This is a genomic window from Thalassobacillus sp. C254 (assembly GCF_001310615.1).
The window spans coordinates 58,990-78,723 of record NZ_BAXQ01000005.1 but is presented as its reverse complement, the minus strand read 5'-3'; the positions used below and the strand labels follow the sequence as shown (position 1 = coordinate 78,723).

Here is a 19,734-nt window from a genome sequence, read left to right as displayed (position 1 = left end):
TTACCCTGCACATGCTATATTCATAAGAAAAACCTCCCTGGCAGGGGGGTTCTTCTTTTCCTTCCATTAATTATGGATAATCCTTCCTTCCCGCGCACAACCTATGGGTAAAACGTACAAAGGAGGATCCTCCAATGTCATTACACCATTTTATCCATTGGCTTCGGTCACGGTTTTGGTACCTTCCTTTGGTGTATGGTTTGTTTGCATGCCTTTTTGCATACGTAAGCTTACAGATTGAGGTAAACCTTTACCGATTTGACATAATAAAGCAGTTTCTTCCTGACTTATTGTTTTCGGACCTTGATCGGGCAGAAACCATTCTAAGCTCTATTTCTGCTTCGTTGCTTACCATGACGACCATTACCTTTTCTACCATTCTTGTCGTCTTGACCACGTACTTATCTGAATTCTCGCCTCGTGCTCTGCATAATTTTATCACTGACCGTAATACTCAGCGTGTACTGGGTGTATTTTCTGGAGGCTTTATTTATACCATCCTTCTTCTCCTTCTTCTTCATGAACCTGGTTCAGAAGCCGGCTATATTTCCCCGGCTATTGCTGTCGTCTTTGCTATTGTATGTTTAGTTGTATTTATATTTTTTGTGCACCATGTAAGCAGCTGGATTCAGGTCAGTAATTTAATTCATACCATCACTCTGGAAACAATGGAGAAAATTGAACAAGACCTCAGCAGTTTAAAGGAATTCACTGAGGATTCAGCGTGGCAAGACTGGGAAAGCGGTGAACTCACCCATCTAGTTCCGATCTCCCTAACTGGAAATCAAGCGGGTTATATCCAGGATGTAGACATACTCGGCTTAGTTAAGCAAGCAGAAAAAGATGATACTATTGTAAAAGTATTACGCAAAGTCGGAGAATATGTAGACCAGGACACCCCCATACTTTCTATCTATACTTTAGAGCCACATGAAATTCATGGTGCCTATCAAAAATACATCTCCATAGGCATACGCAAAATTGCTTATGATAACATTGAGTTTGGACTGACCAAACTGGTTGAGATTGCCCTGCGGGCTCTTTCCCCGGGTGTAAATGACCCCAATACCGCCATAAATGGCATTGATAATCTAGGTAAAATCCTGTCAAAGCTGGGCAAGAAGCACCTCCCTCATGCCTACCACAACGACAAAGAAAACAATTTGCGAGTGGTATATGATAAACCATCTTTTCTGGATTATTTATATAAGTCCTTTTACCAGATTCGCCAATACGGAACGAATGATATCTCTGTTCTTTCTTCCCTTCTCGGTGCGTTAACTTTAATAGCTGAAAGCAATCATTCTTCAATAAAGAAGAATGTATGGGAGTTTACGCAATACATTATTGAAGGAGTAGATCATCAGGCTATGCTTTCCTTAGACAAACAATTTATTAATAAAAAGCTCCATAAGCTAGCCCAAGCTGCAGGTTTTTCAAAAGACTACAAACCCTTTGTGTAAAGGGTTTTCCTTTTATTTACAACGAACACACTGTGAAAGTTTGGCATTAAATATGCAGGCAGGCTTTTAAAGGCAAATGATCTGATGCTTTTGGGTGAGTGGTCACTACTTCTGCTTCGGTAACCTCTATATTATTACTGGTAAATATATAATCTAATCTCAACCTTGGTTGTAAAGAAGGGTATGTATGCCCTTTTCCATTCCCGGCAAAATGCCAAACATCCTGTCCCTTTCTTGTTATCTTTCTCCATCCTTCTGATTCTGGTCTCATATTAAAATCTCCCATTATTATGGAAGGTGGGTACTCAGTGAGCTGATTCATTATAAACTTAGTCTGCATGCGATGAAGAAATGGATTAAGACTAAGGTGTGTTATGTTAAAATAAACGACCTTGCTGTTTACTTGGATTGATGTCTGCAGGAGTGACCTGCCTTCAAGTAAGCCGGGGACAAAATCAAATTGGTAAGTTTTTTTAGAAAGGATCGGAAAGCGCGATAAGATTGCATTTCCATATTGCCGCAGTGAAGTGCTTTTTTAGATTTTAGTGTAATAGAGGCACTAAAAGCCTCATACATGTTTAATTTTTCAGCTAATATGCTAATTTGGTCCATATGATTGCTGCGCCTGGAAAAGTGTTTGTCTACCTCATTAAGACCAACAATATCTATGTTACTTTGAGCGATGACATCTGCAATTCTGTTAATATCTACTTTTCTATCCATGCCCTTGCCATGGTGAATGTTATAGGTCATTACCTTTACTTCCATCGTATCTCCTCTCTTACCACCTAATGAATGTAGAACTTTGTGGATTACAACAAAAGAGCAAGCATATACATTGCTCAGTCGATGGCTGACTTATTCCTTAAAATTAAATAACGCCGGCTTCGTTTACGAAACCGGCTTTTTGCTTTCTGTTCGTACTTATGACTGCGGAGTAGGCTCTCTGTCCGGAAGAACACCTTCCGCGATAAATTTATGATAGAACCACTCTCCTACAGCGATGACAACAGATGAAATAACAGCAACGGTGAAAGGAACGCCGGTACCATACACTAACGGCCCGATCAGCCAAATCGCTACAGCGGCCAAAGCTATATCCCCAATGGTTGCGACAGTATTATTAGAAACACGAAGAATTCCTAAGTCACCAACTAAGTAGCTGAGTCCTGCAATGATAAGGCTTAAGCCAAATGTAGCTCCAGCTGGGTATCCATAAATGCCCGTCATAACAATTAATAAAACAACAGCAACCATTAATACTTTGATAATAAGTGCAACAACATGCTTCAAGAGAAATTCCTCCTTTTTTCATCTCCACCCATAGTCTTTACAAAAAGTTTTTTTTCACAATGAATTTTCCCATGTAGTATTTTCCATAACTGAAAACACATGTAAAAGGTGTCCTTAAAGAAAGTTTCCATTCCTCTTATGCTGTGATGACCCTGCCGTTAAAAGCACCAAAAAACAGAGGACCCGCCTTTTTAAATACACGGGACCTCTCACTTTGAATTATGTTACTTTTTTATGCCGATAACGTTTTTTTATTCTGAGTTGAATGTCCTCCTTTTGGATAAAGACCAAGCTTTACAAATACATAAGGGGCGCCAAGGAGTCCCCATAAGCCAATAAGCCCGTATCTTATAAAATCATAAGTAGCTGTTTCTGGAAAGATTATTTTCACCCCCGATTGAAAGGCAATGATACCAACAAAGCCAACACCAAATGCAATACTTTTTTTGAGCCAGTTTTGCGGAATTTTCATTTGGACATGCTGTTTTTCGAGTAAATATCCAATCCCCGCTCCCAAGAGGAACCCTGCGTATTTTAATCCCTCTGAATGGGGGAATATCGCAGTCAGCAGAGATGGAAAAGCGATAACCAATCCCCAATGTACACCTGCTGGCAGACTGGCAATCTTTTCTTGAAGAAAATACCCGGCCAGAATGACTGCAAGCCCAATCCCTATTCCAGTTAATACATCTGTTGGCCAATGTACTCCAGCATATAAACGAGAAAGAGAAATGCTTAATATAAGGAGAACTGCAAATAACGAGAACCACTTGTTTCTTATAATTAAAGCTAAATATCCCCAAAGGGTCATTGATCCTTGAGCATGGCCGCTTGGAAATGAATCGTATGGGTAATGGCTCCCCACTTCTGCTGAAGAAACAAACAGAGAGTTGATTCCTTCGATCCCGATCGGCCTTTGAACAGCAAATTGAATCTTTAAAAAGGCATTGATAAAGATTGATACTAAAAAAACATAAAAAAGCCGAAAGCCTATTGGTTTGGATATACACCAATAAACAAACGGAAGAATAATAAAATAGAATTCTTCATTTCCTAAAAAGGTGAAAATCGTTGCAAAGAAAGTAAGTATGGGGTTTTGCCACTCTGTAAATGCTTCTAAAATGTCAATTTGATTCATCTTCTGCTCCTTTATGTAAATTACAAGTAAATACTTTCTGCACAAAAGTACTATTTCCTTGTACCTGTTAGAATAAATTACAATTTATAAGAAATAAAATAATTTTGAATATTATTTGAAGTTTATTGGCAAAGTTTGTCATTGGGGGTATAATTGAATTGTAATCTTCATACGAAGGGGTGAGAAGCATGAATGAAATCCCAAATATTTATTTGGCATTGGTGGAAAGCTATGACAACGCCTACGACGTCTATCTTGTGAATAACACGGAACATCTTATCGATCAAGCTAACAGATCTATAGGAGGCCAATATGATGATGATTTCAAAACAAGCTCCGACAACTTAATTTTTGAGTTCGGCTCCCTTGGCCCCTACAGTTCTGTTAAAATAGATCGTTTAGAATTCTTCGACTTTCAATTTGTAAATCCTTATCGAATGACTTTTGTACAAGCGGGCCAGGAAACGAAGAAAACCTTTATTGTTTCCAAATACCTTAACGAACATCCTTCAAGCCCATATATTCTTCCTGAAGAACAAAAGTCCGGGTATCTTGTAGAATAATCCTGTAATTAATTATTTTGTTACTCTAATGAAGACCACTTTTAAGTAGTTACCTTCCTTAAAGTCCGCTGTTGTTTTGAAGTCTGAAGGCAATGAAAATTCCTCTTCTAGTTTATATTTTCTGCCCATTTCTTTGAATGCTTTTTCAATAAATCCTTTGAACTTTTCCATTCCAAAGCCGCTGTAATTAGTTGAAGCTACAATCACGCCATTTGTTTCTGTAATAGCTATCGCATCTTTGACCAGATTTTTGTAATCTTTCGCTGCGCTGAAACGATTCTTTTTTGAGCGGGCAAAGCTTGGGGGATCCAGGATAACCATACCAAACTTCAATTGTTTTTTTACCGCGTATTTAAAATAATTAAATACGTCCATCACTTTAATGTCATGCGCTTCATGATCGATGCCATTTACACTGAACTGCTCTATTGTTTTAGGCAGGCTGCGGTTAGCAAGGTCCACACTGGTTGTCTTTTCTGCTCCCCCAAGAGCTGCGTAAACGGAAAATGCGCCCGTATATGAAAACGTATTTAATACGGTTTTGCCCGATGCATACTTGTCTCGAATCTTTTTTCTCACTTCCTTTTGGTCAAGAAATATCCCGGTCATTGGTCCTTCATTTAAATAAACGGCGAAGCTGACTCCGTTTTCCTTTACTACAAGAGGAAACTCGCCCCGCTCCCCTTTTATAAAATCATCATCTTCAATGTATTTTCCTTCTGTATTGAACCGTTTCTTTTCATAAATACCTGTATATTCTACAAGCTTCTCAAGAGCATGGAGGATTGTACTTTTAAATTGATATATTCCTTCACTGTACCAGCTTATTACGTAATAACCACCATAATAATCAATTGTCAGCCCGCCAATCCCGTCACCTTCCCCGTTAAACACGCGGAAAGCTGTTGTATCATCTTTATCAAAGAATATGGCTCTTTGGTTTAGAGCGGAGCTGATCTTTTTTTCAAAAAAATTAAAATCAATGAATTCCTTTTCTTTTCGAGTAAGCACCCAGCCATACCCTTTATTTTGGCGTCCATAATAGCCTCTTCCAATAAAGCTTCCTCTCTCATCTACAAGGCGGATCAAGGAACCCTCTTCCTTAAGGTCTTGTATATTAACAATGGCTTCCTTTGTTATCAAAGGATAACCGCCTTTCATTTTTCCTGCCTGCTGATTCTTGATGGTAAGGGTAATTTCCTCTGCCATGTTATATCATCCTAACGTAGAGTTTTATGTATAGGTAAGTTCTAAGCTCGGGTTTCATTATAATATAACTTCTGTGATCACTTCCACTTCGTTACATTCCCTTTTTATCACACTCAAACAAAAGCGTGCGACTAGTTAATGGAGAAAGGCAATGTTTTAGAATACTTAAAAAGGCAGGAAGCATAAGGAGGGGACCACTTATGTTACTAGATGTTTATATCGGTACATTAGATGATAGCAGTTTCTCATATGAAGGTGGAAATTGGAGCGGCAATATTCCTAAGAAGATAAGCTCATGGTTTCCAGAAGGCCACAAAGCATTTAGACTCTATTTGGAAAAAATAAAAAATAATGAGTTCGTAGGAAAACAAGTTGATTGGGGAGGTTGGGCTGCTTTTGTCACTCCAGACATAATCTGTCTGTTCCTTAACGAGCTTCCAGCCAGTGAAAAACGGAGCCAGTTACTCAGGTTTGCAAAAGAGCAGCTAAACCAGCAGAAAGAGTATGTACTTGTTGGCATAGAGTCGTAGCCATGCTGAAAAGCCCTTGTTTCTTTTAAGGAATCAAGGCTTATTATGGCATTACGCCTGCACTATTTTCAATACGTTGCTTTGGATTCTTTAATTCATGTAAGTACCTCTACCTTGTATTCAATATCTCCGTTATCTAACACTAAAGCCGAAATTTTTTTGATCCGAAGGTTTACTTTTCTATCTTCGATTATAAGTTCGCACTGATCATTATGATTTATTTCAATTCCAGAGACAAATTCAAGTTCCACAGTTCCCGGTACTAATTTTCCTTTTCCATAAATCGCTCCTCCGCCAAGCTGGACTGATAAAACTTTTCTCTATAGGGCACCGTGTGCTCAATGACCTTACCTTCCACGATAACGTTTTTATTTTTGAATAATAGTACAGACATAATAATAACTCCTTCCTATTTTTCAAAATATTCTTCTTGGTAGCTCTCTTATTCCCTGATTAAAACAGAATATAACATTATTCGTTTGACAAAATAACACAAGAATTTTCGCGGTTATTTTTTGGATGTGAGATGATCTCGTCCTTTTTGTTTAATGATTCTTTTTTAAAATAATTTTTTATTACGGTAAGTGAAATTTTATAAATGAGAACTTCTCCTAGTCAATACCTCTTTTAAAAGCTATAAGCAAGCACTACCTTTGGTTTATTTTTCCTCCTAATGCTTTTAAAAACAAAAAAACAGGGAAAGGAGCTGTATCCAGAAAAAAGGAGGAATACGTAATGAAATCAATTAAACTGGCAGCAGCTTCTTTCTTTGCATTGTTGTTCTTTGTTTCATCCGCTAACGCTTCCGATGCCTGCGCCTGCAGTGAACCTTATGAAGTGAAGCCCGGAGACACGCTCTATTCGTTAGCCCAGCAATACGGAGTGACGGTCGAGCAAATCCAAAATAAAAACTCTATGGGAACATCTACTTATATTATTGCTGGAGAGGATATTCTCCTTCCTCCGGAACCAATAGAAGATGCTGAGGCCCAGGAACCTTCCGCTGAACCAGATTCTGCGGTATATGTTGTCGAAAGCGGGGATACCCTTTATAACATTGCCCAGTCAGAAGGCACGACAGTACACGCCTTGCAAGCCAACAACGATATAGAAAGTGACGTAATTTTCCCCGGTCAGGAATTAACTATTCAGTAAATGATAAGAGGAGGTCCCCAAATACTTGAGGACGTCCTCTCTTTTTTGTTTGAGCACCCCTTTACACCCTGGCACACAAAACATAACTTGCCCCTTTTGGACATACATTGAGGTAATGGAAGGGGGGCTGTTATGAATTTTTTTTATGAATATGGATGGCTGCTGTTCCTAGCGGCCGAAGTCCTGACATGGGGAGCTGCCGTGTCATTATTTTTCAGCCGCTACTTCCTTTCATCGAGGTTTCTTACTCATGTCTCGATTGTCAGTATTCTTGCGTTAACTTCTTTTCAACTTTATTTAGTAGGAGTCGATTACTATATAAATCAAGAAGTTTCCTTTACCCAGGTACTCATGATCCTTTTTATTTTTTATGCGGCCACCTTTGGAAAATCATACATTTCACGCATCGATAGGTATATGAAGGAGAAGTTTGAAAAAAGAGATACATCCTGGAAGACTTATCTGCGTTTTCTCTGAAAAATCAGTCCGAACAAAAACGGCAACAAAGGTTTTACCTCCACACAGCTGTATTTCTTTCTCTCCATTTACTATTACTACCTATGACAAACAGCTCTTTACCGGCCTGGGAATGGTCTTTCTATACCGGATGGTTGAGCCAGCCTCACCTCGGTTCTATCCCCATTACTCATTTAATATTTTCAGTTATGTGTGGAGAATCATCTATATGATTGATGCTTTCTTTTTTCTTTTGTTTTTCATGGTTTCCTGCGCTGGCTCAAAGACTTGGATCTCGCTTATAGAAGGGTCCGCGAGCATTATCCCGGCATCATACACACCAATCAGTCAGTATGATTTAACAGCTTTAAAACCCCTGACAAATCAGCGCTTTCTATATCAGGTCTTACGTCAAGCTCTTCAAGGGGCGAGTGCTTGCGGTTCACCCAGGCTGTACGAAATCCAAAGGCGGACGCTCCAATGATATCCCAGCCATTTGCAGAGACAAATAATACTTCATCTCTTTTTACATTCAAGTTCCTGAGAACTGACTGGTAAGATGCGGGCACAGGTTTATATTGTTTATAATCATTTACACTGATAATTTTGTGAATAAGAGAAGAGATCACAGATTGGCTTACAAGAGGTTCAATCATATCCCGGGAGCCATTGGAAAAAATCACACGCTGATAATCATTCAGCCCTTCGAGCACCCCTTTGGCTTCCTGAAAGACGTCTAGATTCAGATATTCATTGCGTAATGCCTGCTCGTCACTTTCACCTAACTCAAGCTCTAATTCTTTACACGTATATCGCAAGCTATCTGTAGTGATTTTTGAAAACGGCTCATAGATACCCATAAGCTGACGTAAAAACGTGTATTCAATTTGCTTTTGCCTCCATCTTTCACTTATCTCCCTTCCGTTTCCCGGAAATAATTGCTCTGCCTTCTTTTCCACTGAGTGTACATCAAAAAGAGTTCCGTATGCGTCAAAAACAATCGCTTGAACCATATTACTCTCCCTCCTTGCTGTTTCTTTTCCTCGCGTTCAAAAGTAACCTTTTACAATGTTCGAGTCTCTCCCGACAAAAACCTTCTATTGGATGTGACCATCACTCCATAAGAAGGTTTTCTTTGTTTTTTGTTTGCTTGCTACATATCACGTTACCTGTGAAAGGACTGGTTCGTTTTCACATGACGTCATCTTTGTTTTCAAATCTTACATGATCGTTTTTGCTTTCTTAGCTTTGGAGGTGTTCTCCAACGTTTTTCCGGCTTTTCAAAAGACCTTGAGATGAATAGGGGCTTAAGTATGGTCCCTGTCCTATTCCACATTTTAATTCTTTTACTTTTTTGTATTGATAGCCTGTCTTAATCCCATCAGCCTTCACTGTTAAATGAAGTCTTTGACAATGTAAGATAATCGTTTCCATAATCAGTAAGTTGCGAATATATTCTTCCAGACCTCCTATAATGAAATCGGGTATTTTGATACTGGATTGGAAGGTTTGATAGTTGAGTTAAAAAAGTAGTTCCCGGCTTAAAATCTGTAATAAAAATGTTAACTCCCAGGGCTTGAAGTGCTGAAAGCTTCAGCTCAGCTTCCTTTAGATGTTTCATTACGGTGGTGTGCGACAGGTTTATTTCTAACAGCCAGGGACTCAAACCCGTTTGAAAAAAGGCTTCTAGTACTTCGTCGACAAATGTACTCTCCTTAAAATGTTTGCTTTCGATCGTCACTATATTTTTTTTACTGCAGCCTTGTTCCTCGCGTTCTTTTCCCAGTGCGCACACTTCCCTCAACATCCAGCGGCTGAAAGGAACAACCACATGGGAGGCAACGTCCTCCTGAAAAAGAAATTGTTCAGGAATTTCTCCTTTTGAAGAGTGACTCCATGCAGGTGTAAACTCTATTCCAATTATCATGTCCGTCTGTAAATTCATGACAGGCACATGTTCAAGAATAACTTCTGTGCTTTCCAAAGCATTCATTATTTCTCATCCCTGCTTTTCCAGCTCCCGGTCTTGCATGCCAATCTCCTCATCGTAAACAGAATATTGGTTTCTTCCCTTTTTCTTCGCTTCATACATCGCAAAGTCTGCTTTTTTAATTAGCATTTTTACTGTTTCATGCCCATCCTCCCTGGGGAAAGCAATCCCGATGCTTGGTGTGGAAAAGATATTGTGTCCCCTTATGGAATATTTCTTGCTTAACGTTGAAATCATGCGATTCACAAGTGCGAGGGCATCTTCTTTTGTTTTAAGGCCTGTTACCAGGATCGTAAACTCATCTCCCCCTTGCCTTGAAACCATATCATGGGGACGAATGCTGGTTTGCATCCGTTCAGCAGCTGCACATAACAGCATGTCTCCTATTTCATGGCCCAATTTATCATTAATGCATTTAAACCTGTCTAAATCAAGGTACAGGACAGCCATTATTGCTTTTTCCTTTTCAATTTGGTTTAACGCTTCCTCAACTGCCTTCTCAAACTTTATTCGATTGGGAAGACCTGTTAAAGGATCATGGTAGGCCATGCGGGCCATTTTTTCTTCGGATTCTTTAAGGTTTGTTATATCTTTCATAATGCCGTGAATACCTACTACTTTTTCTTCAACAAAAATAGGAATAAAGGTACAGCTTGTGATATACCCTTTCTTAGCCTGATTTCGAAACGTCGTCTCAAAATTTTGTGACGCGCCCCCAGCAGCTTTTTCAAAATGAATATAAAAAGCATCTTTTGAAGCGGCCTCTATAAACATGAAAATAGGATTAAGAAGAAGAGATTCTTCTTTTCACCCGCCAGCCTGGAAAAGGAAGAATTTATCATCGTTATTTCTCCTGATAGATTTAATGAATAAACTGGATCAGGATGATTCTCAAAGATGGAACGGTACCTCTGTGTACTGATTTCTAACTGTTTGTTCTGCTTGTTAAATTCATGTAAAAGTTTCCGGCTTCCTAACAGAGCGAGAACCTGTCTTAGCGTTATTAGAAATATGACCAGGCTGATTCCTATGGTAAGAGAGTTTACTTCTGAACCATCTGAAGCGATAAAGACAATAATAAGTATGACAGTACTTCCATATGGAAGTATCACTTCCCTTATAATAAATTGACTTTGAACCCCTTGATGGATTGGACTCTCCTTCATCCTGTCTGTTCTGTACATATAAGCTGAATACCCTATTAAGAACAAAGCCAATGTAAACAAAGGATCAATCAGGCTTCCTGTCATATACGCTTCTGCAGCCAGCAAATATAATAATAAAGCATCTGCAAGTGTAAAGAGGACTATGCCTGTTGTTAAAACATGTAGACAAATCCTGAAATACGAATCCTTCGAACGGAAATACACTAAAAGGACTCCAAACAAAATCGCCAAATCAGCTGCCGGATAGCCTATATAAATAAGAAGAAAAAGGTCTCCGCTTTCTCGAGTTGCAATGATATCTCTAATGATAAAATGATAGGTAAAAGTAAAGGCTGTTATCATTACAATCGTCATCTCTATTAAAAAGCGTGCATTATGGAAATTTTTATTCTTTTGAAGCAAAAAATAAACAAATGCGGTTATAAAACAAATGACCTGCAGGAAATAAAAGTAGTCAGCTGGCCCGGGAAAAGTGATGCCCTCTTGCAAAACTGATTCCACGTAAAACCAGTAGACCTCTCCAATAAAATAAATAAATGTGCCGGTTCCAAGAAAGAACCAGAAGGGTTTTATCCAGCGTTCACTTCTCGTGTAGGCATGAAATATTGTGAGTGCTGCAAGGAATGGTCCAACCATTGCAAAAACACTTTGGATGAGCAAGGATGAATGGGAACCAGGAGTCAAAAAAAGTATCACTACGTAGTATGTTATGATATACACTGCTATGAAAATGATAGGGAAGACGTGAGCAGATCTTATCATTGGCACCCCACCCCTTCTTTTATAGGCAATTATTACTGTGTCTTTATTCCCATTATACAATATATGGTTATGACAATGTAAAGCAAATTTTCTATTATTTTTGAAAATAAAAAACACAGCAGCCTGAAGGACGCCGTGTTTTTATTCTGATCGTTTTTCCTGCCTATCCAGTGGCAACTGCGTATTTCCCTCCTGGTACAGTTAAGTGCTTTTGCACGGCGTGCATAGAAAGCCGGAAGCTGATTAGCCTTATAAACCTTGCGGCCATCCTGAACTCTTCCTGCGCTAATTCCCCCTTGCGTCTGCCCTTTTCCCTTTTTATCATGATCTCATCTTTTCTTTTTTTGTTTTTCTTTTTAAAGTGATTTCTATCACAAAACCTTTGTTTTGTGATTGCTATACTTTTCTTATGAATAGAGTACAGGATAAAGGAGAGTGATAAGCATGTTGATGGACTTTCTTTCTCATTATCAAATAAATGCTTATGACCTGATCACCTTAAAAGCAAGCAACCAGACTATGAGCATAGACGAATTTATCACTTATATAGAAGATGTAAACAAAAGCAACGCTATAAAAGAACGGTTATTAACTCTCGGGATGTTAATAGATAAAGACAGGATTCTGGCTTATTTAGCAGGCACGGCAGAATTATTCTTGCAGCACAGCAATCTAACTGTCCAGAAGCAATGGACATAGCAAGGGAGAGCTTTTTATGAATTCTTGTTTTGAACAGGATTTACAGATGATAAAAAAGAGACAAATAGTGACTTTGCCGCTATTGCCTGGACTGAGGAAGGGGGCAAAACCCACCGCTGGAAGGATGCTGTCGGCTTTTCAAATGACAGATACAAAAAATATTTGCAAAAGAAATGGCTCAGGTCTTGCAGGTGTAATCTTTACTGCAGGAAGGCCGTTTCGATTAGATAATGAGAATCCCAATTTAGAGCGTAAGAGGCTGGAATCTCCAATTATGCTTGCAGAGAACCTTTTTGCCGCAGCTGCTGTGCCAATTAAAATGAATGATAAAGTAAAAGGGATTCTTCTCGTCGGAAGCCGGGCTGAAAGACTTTATACGAAGTCGGACCTCTCCCATATGACCAAAACTGCAGAAAAATCGGTGCCTGGCACCCTGCTCGAATGTCATAAAAAAATGGCAGAATCCTTCTTATGAAAGGATTCCACCGTTTTTTCTGTTACAGCTGAATCGGGTGCCAGGCACCAGGAAGAAAATTCCATTATTTCAAGAATGTCTTCTTCGGAAATATGGAGCATGCGTGCAATTTCGGCAATATTTGGGCTTTTTGATTCTCTTGTAACCAGTACATCGTTTGTTTCTTTTATATCCCTGGGGCTTGGCAATGCTTGCCCCTGCAGTTCTTTTCTTTTATGTTTCATACGCTTTAAAGCGTTTATTCTTATGACTGCCATTACATCTTTTTTGCTGTAGGTCTGGCATGCCTGCAGCTCTTCAATAGAAAAATACATTCCAGCTGATCGGTACAGCGGTATTTCCTCCATTGATTTGGCAAAGGTTAAAGCAAGGTGTTCAATTTCTTTTTCTACTTCAAGCATTATATACAAAGGTGCACCAATAGAATCAAGAGCCAGCGCTTCAGATGGAATCATCCCCATTGTTTTCCTCCTTTTTTACCTTTATCTTCATCTTAAGCAAAGAATATATAATATCTAGTGAGAAATGTCACTTTTAGTAAAAAAAGGTACTTATCTCCTACAAACAACCACCTGGACTCCTGGGCCCTCTGTCATATAATAGCGTTCAACACTTTCATATGATCTGTTTTTACTTCAGAATATTACAAGTGCCTTGGGTGTTATGCACCCTGATAGCGGTTTGGAGGCAGGCCGGTTACGTGTTCCAGGGTGATGACAAAGGTAAACCCTGCCATAGGCTGTTCTTTTTTCTCCTTTTCTGTCAGCTTCACATCGGCTGTAGTGACAAAAAGCTGATTTAAGTCCTTCCCCCCAAAAGTACAAGACGTTACCAGGGAAACGGGAAGATTAATTTCTTCCTGTTTTTCTCCTGTATCAGGATCCCACCTGCTGACTTTTCCACCTTCAAAGTGAGCAATCCACAGTTTCCCTTCTGAATCAATTGTCATGCCATCTGGTTTTCCTTTTTCCTCAGTAAAATCAATCACAGGCCGAGGCGTAAAAATATCTCCAGTCTGGAATTCATAGTTAAACACGACAACCTGCTGTTCAGGAGTATCTATATAGTACATGCAATTCCGATCTCTATTCCAGGCCAGCCCATTAGAAACTGTGACAGGGGAATGCATTTTTCTCACTTTCCGTCTTTCATTGAGACAATATAAGGCTGCGGCTCCTTTCTCCCTCGTTAAGGAGATGGGTTCCTGCCCAAAATCGTCCTTCCGTGTCACATTTTCCATCATTAAAGCGGTTATTGGATTTCTCTTCTTCCGGGTCTGAAAGAAAGTGAAAATCGTGGTTATCCATATCAACGATATAAAATCCATGCTGCATCGCTGCTACTAGTTTTCCTTGTGAAGTAGGAGCTACCGCTCCCACCATCTGTCCTGTCTTGATGGAACGAACCTTTCCATTTTCTGGATTGTATTCATGAATCCGCTCCCCGGTAATGTCCACCCAGTATGCTTTCTTTTTTCCTCATCCCAGATCGGACTTTCTCCTAGATCTGAATGGTGGGCAATGACCTGGGCATCCACTTCTCTCTGCCTCACGTTGCATTTCACCTCTCTCCTTGATGTCATTTTACCAATCTCTTTTCACACCATTCCCAAGAGAGGAAGGATTTAACCGGTATTTCTCCATAACATCTTTTTCACCGGGTCAAATAGCGTAAAATATTTTTAGTTTTAAACATTTGACAGCAGCGCATAAAAAAACGCGGCTCTGAAAAGCCGCGTTTGTCAGGAGGATGGACTATTTTATCTTTGAAAATTACACAGTAGCTCGTCTGCGAATGGTTAACAGCACTGCAGCCCCTGCGGCAGCTAATGTGCCCATAAGCACCATGAAAGGATTAGCTGTCGCTGTTGCAGGAAGGGCTCCTCCCTCTTCTTCAGAACCATTGTCCTCTTTTACCGGTGCTGGTGCCTCTGCATCTTCCTCAGATGCTTCTTCCTCTGTGCCATCTTCTTCTGTTGCTTCTTCAGCAGCATCCTCTTCTTCTACTGCCTCTTCTTCCTCAGTGGCATCTTCTGTCGTGTCTTCCTCGGTTGTACCAGTCATGGCTTCTTCATGAGCCGTGAATTCTGCTTCATAGTCTGGAAGAGTCAGGCTTTCACATGGGATACCGTCACTGTCACCATCCAGGCCATGTGGGTCATTTTGAGAATGATACCCATTAGATTCCCAGAAGTCCCATACTTCAGACCCGGAATTAAAGTCCCCGCAGTTTCTGTCCTGAGCTCCTGCCGGCAATGCAAAAGCCAGAGCGGCCATCAATAAAAATACAAAACCAAATAACGAGATTGATAGTTTTTTCACCATAACTTATAACCCCTTTATTAAGTATTTAGTCCATCCCTTCTTTCATCCTATCAATCTACTACCTTATTTTACAAGTAATATACTAATATGGCATGAGAGATTATATTTCCCAATTTTTCGCTAGTTTAATAGATATGTTTTTTTCCTTACTGAAATGAACTTTCTTCACCGTTTTCTGGAAAATTCCTGCATACGGTCCTGCTTGAAATAAGAGCATGGAAATCTTCTTCCGATCCTTGGTATAATAGAGGAATTACAAACTTCTCAAGGAGTAAGATATGTTTCCACTAACCTTAGACGACATTAAAAACCTGGCAGGAGTTTCCGTTTACTCCAGGGGCCTCACTTATTATCAAAAAGGCTCTGTCCATAAATTTAATATAGATACAGAAGAAGAAGAAACAATCGTAACTGCAAAGGTTGCGGGCAGGAGGATCTATGAGGTTGACTTGTTTCTAGAGCATAGGACCGGCCAGGTATCAGGACATTGCAGCTGTCCGGCAGCTGAGATGATGGATACCTGCAAACACATGACTGCTGTGCTGATTAAAGCTGTGAATGCTTTCTCACATGACGATATGCTTCCATACGAGACAGATCCTCTCGTAAACAGAGCAACGGTATCCTACGATCCTCACGTGAGTGAATCATTTACTGAAGAAATTATTTCCCAGCTGACAGATGAACAAGATCCTTCTTTCCATCCTGAGATCCCTTTAACAGTCCAATTCACAATCAAGCCGGATGTGGGAATCACGTACTGGAACAAAGGGACTTTTTCCTTGCGGTTAAAGGCAGGTACGAACAGCAAGCTTTATGTGGTGAAAAACGCTAAAGATTTTCTTGAATCAATAGCCGAGAAAAGAAATCACTATTTTACACCTTATTTCACTTATGATCCGAGTGAACATTATATTGCTGAGCCTTTAGGGCAGTTTTTACAGCTGCTGAAAGAAATCTCTGATCATAATGACTGGTACGGTGAAGACCACTATCGTTACAGCTCGAAAAAGGATGAAATCAATATCCCTCCTATGTTTTCTCAACAGACAATAGACCATCTACTCACCTTAGAGGAAGTCTATGTCCAAGACGATAGGGATTTTTTTCCTTTACATGTAAAAGAAAGAACCTTCCCTCTTTTGTTTTATGTAAAAAAGGAGAACGATTATATTGTTCTTTCCCTTTCCGATTCATATAAAATCCTAACAAGCCTGGAAGGGACAGACTTTATAATGGATCAGGGAATCTTTTACAAAGTAAATGAAGAGCTTCAATTTTCTGCTTTTTCCCTATATAAAGCCATAAAGAAAACCCGCTCCTCCTCCATGGCTCTTACAAGGCCTCAGTTTGAGAAGATAGCGGGTACCGTGATTCCTATTTTAGAAAATACAACCTTATCCGTCTTGACCAAAACATTATGACTAACATCCAAACAGAAAAGTGTAACCCTGTTGTAGACATTGAAAAAGACGGAAGCCAGCTGCTTGCTCGTTTGTCGTTTCAATACGGAAGACAAGTCATCTATCCATTTGAAGAACGAGAGGATCAAGAGGTCCTCATTGCACGTGACATGAAAACAGAGCGAAAAGTAGTCTCATTAATTGAAGAGGCCTATTTCCATTGGAACGGCAGTAGATTATCCTTAAACGGTGATGAAAACATCGGGCGTTTCTTTTACCGCATCCTTCCTGACTTAAGAAAACATGCAACCGTTACGCTTTCCGACGAAGCAGAAGAGATGATTGCCTATGAGCTTCCCGACTCTGTCCTTACTTTTGATATTGACCCTTCTAATCAATGGTTTGAAGTCAGCTTCAGAACAGATGATATTTCCGGAGATGAAATAGAGTCTATTTTATCTTCACTGAAAGAAAAAAAGCATTATCATACAACAAAAGAAGGAAAAATCATGTCTTTGGATCAAGATCATTGGAAAGATACCTTGCATTTTTTAGAGAGGACAGGGCTGCATCCGGAAAGCTTAGCTGACGGTCCTTCACTCCTTCCAAAGTATCAGGCTCTTGAAGCAGATGAACTTGCGAAAGGAAAGGGGTCGTTTCACCGCTCTCAGGCATTTGAAACGTTAGTTCAGTCCATTCTCCACCCGGAAACAACAGAGCATAGGATCCCGGCCTCCCTGAATGCCGAGCTTAGAGATTACCAGCTCAGAGGTTTCCAGTGGCTGAAATCTTTGTCTCATTACGGTTTTGGCGGGATATTGGCTGATGATATGGGTCTTGGGAAAACTGTACAGGCCTTAAGCTTTATTCTGTCTGAACAAGAAGAAAAGAAAACCGGACTTCCCTTTCTCGTAGTCACACCCTCTTCTCTTCTATATAACTGGGAAAGAGAAGGGCAGACGTTTTCTCCCTCTCTGCGAATAAAAGTAATAGCCGGAAGTAAAGAGGAGAGAAAAGAGATGCTCAGTGATCTTACAGACACAGATGTATGCATAACTTCCTACCCTCTCTTACGAAGAGATACCGATTTATATGAGCCTTTATCCTTTCAGGGACTCCTTTTAGATGAGGCACAGACCTTTAAAAACCATGCTTCACAAACCTTTAAAGCGATCAAAAAGGTAAAAGCCGCCCAGGCATTTGCTCTTAGCGGTACACCTATTGAAAATCGCATGGAAGAACTCTGGTCATTAATGGCGGTAGTTATGCCTGGCCTCTTTCCTGACAGGACAGAATTTAAAAAAGTATCGTTAGACACGATCCAAAGAAAAGCGGCTCCGTTTGTCCTCCGCCGGACAAAAAAAGAAGTGTTAACAGAGCTTCCTGATAAAATTGAACAGACACGCTACTCTGAGTTGACGAAGGAACAGCGTAAGCTTTATTTAGCTTACCTTGAGAGAATCCAATCTGAAACAATGCAGCAGTTAAGCACAGAGGCTTTCAAAAATCCAGGATGCAGATTCTCGGCAATTTAACCAGGCTGCGCCAGCTCTGCTGTCACCCTTCTCTTTTTATAAATGACTACGAAGGCGAGTCGGGAAAAATGGAAGAACTGATGTCCATACTGGAAGAGTCTCTAGCAAATCAAAGCCGGATTCTTATTTTTTCCCAATTCACCACCATGCTTTCTTTAATTGGAGAAGCCTGCGAGAAAGAAGAAATCTCATACTTTTACCTTGATGGAAGTACACCATCGAGGGAACGGCTTGAATTGGCCAGCCGTTTTAACAACGGAGAAAAGGAAGTGTTTCTTATTTCCTTGAAGGCTGGCGGGACCGGGCTCAATTTGACCGGGGCAGACACAGTCATTTTATATGATTTGTGGTGGAACCCTGCGGTGGAAACTCAGGCTGCGACCGGGCTCACCGCATGGGACAAAAGCAGGTTGTCCAGGTCATGAAGATGGTCACTAAAGGAACAATTGAAGAAAAAATCCAGGCTCTGCAGGAAAAGAAAAAATCATTGTTTGACAACCTTATTCAATCAGGAGAAACAAACTTAACCTCACTCTCAGAAGAAGATATAAGAGACATCTTATCCTTGTAGGACGGGCTGGGCCCGTCCTTTTTGTTATGTTACAGAAGCATTACAATCCTTTCGGGTGCCAGGCACCTAAAGAGGGGCGGCGCAGGCTCAGCCGGTTAGCAATAAAGGCTCCTACGGAAAGATTGATGATCATATTAATGATGGGGGGAACAGCTCCTAATTCTCCGATAAACTCAAAAGCAAGAATAGCCGCAAGTGCTGTGTTGCATAAACCGACGTGAAATAAAACTGCTCTTGCTTCCTCTTCCTGTACTCCTATTTTCTTAGCGATGACGTAGGCGAGCCCCATAGGAAGAACAACCTGTAAAAAGGCAGCTAAGACAATTAGGGGAAGGATCTCTGCTTCTCTTGCAATCGTGTCTTTTCCATCTCCAACGATGGTATGTATGATAAGGAGCAAAGAAACGGATGACCCAAACCTTGTCAGAGACTTGGAGTGTTCTCTGGCCGTTGGGAAAAGGCGCTGAACAATAATGCCAAGAAACAAAGGAATAACGACAATGAATAGAAACGATTGAAGAAGACTTACAAATGATATCGTTACTTGATTTCCTGGAAGCCCTGCCATCGCCAATAAAGTAACAATGGGCTGATTCCTACATCAAGTAAGGAAGCGGCAATCACAAGTGAGGTATTCCCTCCTGCCAAAAAGGTATAAAGAGTGGCTGCCGTTGCGCTTGGAACCGTCCCTGACAAAATCACTCCTGCCGCTATTTCAGGGCGGCTGGAAAAAAAGAGATAAGCAAGACCGAGGGACACCCCTACCGTTAATGTCCACTTTAACATTGACGCAATAAAAAGGTCTTTTTTCTTTTTTCCCACATCCTTAATTGCTGTGATATCCATGGAAAGCCCGGTAAAAAATATGACGATTCCAAGAAGAACACCTGGAACCCAGCCAGGAGCATCCCAATAAATAGGGGAAAAATAAGTGAGGATAGCTGCTAAGATGATAAGCAAAGGCAGTTTTTTTGAAAGAAATTCAGAGATAATGTTCATAAT

Annotated in this window: 21 protein-coding genes and 4 pseudogenes; 11 read left to right on the top strand and 14 right to left on the bottom strand. The window is 40.2% G+C overall.

Going from position 1 to position 19,734, the window contains the following annotated elements; genetic code table 11:
- Window positions 1–134 precede the first annotated feature (134 nt).
- The gene (locus JCM19033_RS07320; protein WP_054635831.1) at window positions 135–1,463 is read left to right on the top strand and encodes a DUF2254 domain-containing protein; all 1,329 of its coding nucleotides are present in this window, start codon (window positions 135–137) and stop codon (window positions 1,461–1,463) included.
- A 46-nt stretch (window positions 1,464–1,509) separates the two neighbouring features.
- Here JCM19033_RS07320 and JCM19033_RS27270 read toward each other — a convergent pair whose 3' ends face one another.
- The 4 genes from JCM19033_RS27270 to JCM19033_RS07305 form a co-directional block, all read right to left on the bottom strand.
- Window positions 1,510–1,947 carry an endonuclease/exonuclease/phosphatase family protein gene (locus tag JCM19033_RS27270; protein WP_306301272.1) on the bottom strand — a complete coding sequence of 146 codons (438 nt, stop codon included), beginning with the start codon at window positions 1,945–1,947 and terminating at the stop codon, window positions 1,510–1,512.
- Window positions 1,863–2,231 carry a hypothetical protein gene (locus JCM19033_RS27265; protein ID WP_306301269.1) on the bottom strand — a complete coding sequence of 123 codons (369 nt, stop codon included), beginning with the start codon at window positions 2,229–2,231 and terminating at the stop codon, window positions 1,863–1,865. The genes JCM19033_RS27270 and JCM19033_RS27265 overlap by 85 nt, the downstream gene beginning before the upstream one ends.
- Before the next feature lie 156 nt (window positions 2,232–2,387).
- Window positions 2,388–2,756 (bottom strand): DUF2512 family protein, encoded by a 369-nt coding sequence (locus tag JCM19033_RS07310; RefSeq protein WP_054635830.1) that lies wholly within the window; start codon window positions 2,754–2,756, stop codon window positions 2,388–2,390.
- A 232-nt stretch (window positions 2,757–2,988) separates the two neighbouring features.
- Window positions 2,989–3,894, bottom strand: a complete 906-nt coding sequence (locus tag JCM19033_RS07305) for a phosphatase PAP2 family protein (protein WP_054635829.1) — start codon at window positions 3,892–3,894, stop codon at window positions 2,989–2,991.
- 188 nt (window positions 3,895–4,082) lie between these two features.
- On the opposite strand from JCM19033_RS07305, the gene JCM19033_RS07300 reads away from it, so the two are divergent.
- Window positions 4,083–4,457: a hypothetical protein gene (locus JCM19033_RS07300; RefSeq protein ID WP_054635828.1), complete on the top strand. Its 375-nt coding sequence runs from the start codon at window positions 4,083–4,085 to the stop codon at window positions 4,455–4,457.
- 12 nt (window positions 4,458–4,469) lie between these two features.
- Here the strand turns inward: JCM19033_RS07300 and JCM19033_RS07295 are convergent, their stop codons facing one another.
- Complete coding sequence (locus tag JCM19033_RS07295) at window positions 4,470–5,666, bottom strand: class I SAM-dependent rRNA methyltransferase (protein WP_054635827.1); 1,197 nt, start codon at window positions 5,664–5,666, stop codon at window positions 4,470–4,472.
- Window positions 5,667–5,866: 200 nt separating this feature from the next.
- On the opposite strand from JCM19033_RS07295, the gene JCM19033_RS07290 reads away from it, so the two are divergent.
- On the top strand, window positions 5,867–6,196 hold the full coding sequence (locus JCM19033_RS07290) for a hypothetical protein (protein ID WP_054635826.1): 330 nt from the start codon (window positions 5,867–5,869) through the stop codon (window positions 6,194–6,196).
- A 262-nt stretch (window positions 6,197–6,458) separates the two neighbouring features.
- Here the strand turns inward: JCM19033_RS07290 and JCM19033_RS25265 are convergent, their stop codons facing one another.
- Window positions 6,459–6,590, bottom strand: a complete 132-nt coding sequence (locus JCM19033_RS25265; protein ID WP_269758035.1) for a hypothetical protein — start codon at window positions 6,588–6,590, stop codon at window positions 6,459–6,461.
- Window positions 6,591–6,931: 341 nt separating this feature from the next.
- Between JCM19033_RS25265 and JCM19033_RS07285 the strand changes: the two genes are divergently transcribed.
- The gene (locus JCM19033_RS07285; RefSeq protein WP_054635825.1) at window positions 6,932–7,351 is read left to right on the top strand and encodes a LysM peptidoglycan-binding domain-containing protein; all 420 of its coding nucleotides are present in this window, start codon (window positions 6,932–6,934) and stop codon (window positions 7,349–7,351) included.
- A 132-nt stretch (window positions 7,352–7,483) separates the two neighbouring features.
- Complete coding sequence (locus tag JCM19033_RS07280) at window positions 7,484–7,828, top strand: hypothetical protein (RefSeq protein WP_054635824.1); 345 nt, start codon at window positions 7,484–7,486, stop codon at window positions 7,826–7,828.
- A 323-nt stretch (window positions 7,829–8,151) separates the two neighbouring features.
- Here the strand turns inward: JCM19033_RS07280 and JCM19033_RS07275 are convergent, their stop codons facing one another.
- From JCM19033_RS07275 to JCM19033_RS07260, 4 genes and pseudogenes are all read right to left on the bottom strand, one after another.
- Entirely contained in the window at window positions 8,152–8,820 is a 669-nt protein-coding gene (locus JCM19033_RS07275) for a haloacid dehalogenase type II (protein WP_054635823.1), read from the bottom strand.
- Between the two features lie 229 nt (window positions 8,821–9,049).
- Window positions 9,050–9,752: pseudogene (locus JCM19033_RS07270) on the bottom strand (EAL domain-containing protein).
- 54 nt (window positions 9,753–9,806) lie between these two features.
- Window positions 9,807–10,571 carry a GGDEF domain-containing protein gene (locus tag JCM19033_RS07265; RefSeq protein ID WP_054635821.1) on the bottom strand — a complete coding sequence of 255 codons (765 nt, stop codon included), beginning with the start codon at window positions 10,569–10,571 and terminating at the stop codon, window positions 9,807–9,809.
- Window positions 10,562–11,725: a PAS domain-containing protein gene (locus tag JCM19033_RS07260; protein WP_054635820.1), complete on the bottom strand. Its 1,164-nt coding sequence runs from the start codon at window positions 11,723–11,725 to the stop codon at window positions 10,562–10,564. The genes JCM19033_RS07265 and JCM19033_RS07260 overlap by 10 nt, the downstream gene beginning before the upstream one ends.
- Before the next feature lie 444 nt (window positions 11,726–12,169).
- Between JCM19033_RS07260 and JCM19033_RS07255 the strand changes: the two genes are divergently transcribed.
- Window positions 12,170–12,424, top strand: coding sequence for a hypothetical protein (locus JCM19033_RS07255; protein WP_054635819.1), 255 nt, complete (start codon window positions 12,170–12,172; stop codon window positions 12,422–12,424).
- Between the two features lie 16 nt (window positions 12,425–12,440).
- Complete coding sequence (locus tag JCM19033_RS07250) at window positions 12,441–12,899, top strand: GAF domain-containing protein (protein WP_054635818.1); 459 nt, start codon at window positions 12,441–12,443, stop codon at window positions 12,897–12,899.
- On the opposite strand, the gene JCM19033_RS07245 is transcribed toward JCM19033_RS07250, so the two are convergent.
- The 3 genes and pseudogenes from JCM19033_RS07245 to JCM19033_RS07230 form a co-directional block, all read right to left on the bottom strand.
- Window positions 12,869–13,360 (bottom strand): hypothetical protein, encoded by a 492-nt coding sequence (locus tag JCM19033_RS07245; protein WP_054635817.1) that lies wholly within the window; start codon window positions 13,358–13,360, stop codon window positions 12,869–12,871. The two genes, JCM19033_RS07250 and JCM19033_RS07245, sit on opposite strands and share 31 nt — an antisense overlap.
- 200 nt (window positions 13,361–13,560) lie before the next feature.
- A pseudogene (locus JCM19033_RS07240) lies at window positions 13,561–14,356 on the bottom strand (SMP-30/gluconolactonase/LRE family protein).
- 315 nt (window positions 14,357–14,671) lie between these two features.
- On the bottom strand, window positions 14,672–15,223 hold the full coding sequence (locus JCM19033_RS07230) for an excalibur calcium-binding domain-containing protein (RefSeq protein ID WP_054635814.1): 552 nt from the start codon (window positions 15,221–15,223) through the stop codon (window positions 14,672–14,674).
- A gap of 278 nt (window positions 15,224–15,501) precedes the next feature.
- On the opposite strand from JCM19033_RS07230, the pseudogene JCM19033_RS28020 reads away from it, so the two are divergent.
- From JCM19033_RS28020 to JCM19033_RS23285, 4 genes and pseudogenes are all read left to right on the top strand, one after another.
- Window positions 15,502–17,297 (top strand): annotated as a pseudogene (locus tag JCM19033_RS28020) (SNF2 helicase associated domain-containing protein); the annotation flags it as partial.
- A gap of 24 nt (window positions 17,298–17,321) precedes the next feature.
- A complete protein-coding gene (locus tag JCM19033_RS28015; RefSeq protein ID WP_374701214.1) occupies window positions 17,322–18,161 on the top strand; it encodes a DEAD/DEAH box helicase in 840 nt (279 codons plus the stop codon).
- Window positions 18,140–18,586, top strand: a complete 447-nt coding sequence (locus JCM19033_RS07215) for a DEAD/DEAH box helicase (RefSeq protein ID WP_054635811.1) — start codon at window positions 18,140–18,142, stop codon at window positions 18,584–18,586. Before JCM19033_RS28015 ends, JCM19033_RS07215 begins: the two co-directional genes overlap by 22 nt.
- On the top strand, window positions 18,583–18,732 hold the full coding sequence (locus tag JCM19033_RS23285; RefSeq protein ID WP_157049783.1) for a hypothetical protein: 150 nt from the start codon (window positions 18,583–18,585) through the stop codon (window positions 18,730–18,732). The genes JCM19033_RS07215 and JCM19033_RS23285 overlap by 4 nt, the downstream gene beginning before the upstream one ends.
- Window positions 18,733–18,772: 40 nt before the next feature.
- On the opposite strand, the pseudogene JCM19033_RS25260 reads toward JCM19033_RS23285, so the two are convergent.
- Window positions 18,773–19,578: pseudogene (locus JCM19033_RS25260) on the bottom strand (bile acid:sodium symporter family protein).
- Window positions 19,579–19,734: the final 156 nt, after the last annotated feature.